The 1,197-nt window shown below is 37.3% G+C and carries 1 pseudogene; it reads left to right on the top strand.

The features are described from left to right. A pseudogene (locus tag QM877_RS10175) lies at window positions 1-1,163 on the top strand (IS3 family transposase); the annotation flags it as partial. Window positions 1,164-1,197: the final 34 nt, after the last annotated feature.

Raw genomic sequence — 1,197 nt, 5'->3', positions numbered from 1 at the left:
CAAGAAATGATTAATAAAGTCTTACATGAAGGCTGGACTAAAGATAGAGTTTCTCTTGAATACGGCCTCCCAAGTCGTACTATACTTCTTAATTGGCTAGCACAATACAAGAAAAACGGGTATACTATTGTTGAGAAAACAAGAGGGAGAGTACCTAAAATGGGACGTAAACGTAAGAAAACTTGGGAAGAAATGACAGAACTAGAGCGACTCCAAGAGGAGAATGAACTCTTACGTACCGAGGTGGCTTACTTAAAAAAGTTAAAAGAGCTGGAAGACAGGGACGAAGCCATACAGCGAGAAAGGCAGAGACAATTAGAGAAATGGCTTCAGAAGGATTTCGACTAGATTTACTTCTTGAAGTGGCTCGTTTACCTCGCTCAACTTACTACTATCAGTTGAAGGAACTAGATGGGCTTGACAAAGATAAAGATCTTAAAGCTGAAATTCAAGCTATTTTTACTGAGCACATAGGAAATTATGGCTATCGCCGAATAACTCTTGAATTGAGGAATCGTGGTCATATAGTAAACCATAAGAAGGTCCAACGTCTGATGAAAATCCTTGGTTTAAGTGCTCGAATTCGTCGTAAACGGAAATATTCTTCTCATAAAGGAGACGTTGGCAAGAAAGCAGATAACCTTATTCAACGCCAATTTGAAGCAGCCAAACCAATGGAAAAGTGCTACACAGATGTGACAGAATTTGCCATTCCAGCAAGTACTCAAAAGCTTTACTTATCACCAGTTTTAGATGGCTTTAATAGCGAAATTATCGCCTATAATCTTTCAACTTCACCAAACTTAGAACAAGTGAAAGCTATGTTAAACCAGGCCTTCAGTGAGGAATATTACACAAATACTATTCTCCATAGTGATCAAGGATGGCAATATCAACACGATTTTTATCACAGATTTTTAGAGAGTAAGGGAATTCAGCCATCTATGTCACGTAAAGGTAACAGCCCAGACAACGGCATGATGGAATCTTTCTTTGGCATTTTGAAAGCGGAAATGTTTTATGGTTACGAGAAGACGTTTAAATCACTTAATCAATTGGAACAAGCTATTGTAAACTATATTGATTATTACAACAACAAACGAATTAAGGTAAAACTAAAAGGACTCAGTCCTGTGCAATACAGAACTAAATCCTTTGAATAAATTAATTGTCTAACTTTTTGGGGTCAGTACAGAA

The sequence above is a fragment of the Streptococcus infantis genome (assembly GCF_047463655.1).
Lineage (GTDB): Bacteria > Bacillota > Bacilli > Lactobacillales > Streptococcaceae > Streptococcus > Streptococcus infantis_Z.
This window is presented reverse-complemented; position numbering and strand designations above follow the sequence as displayed.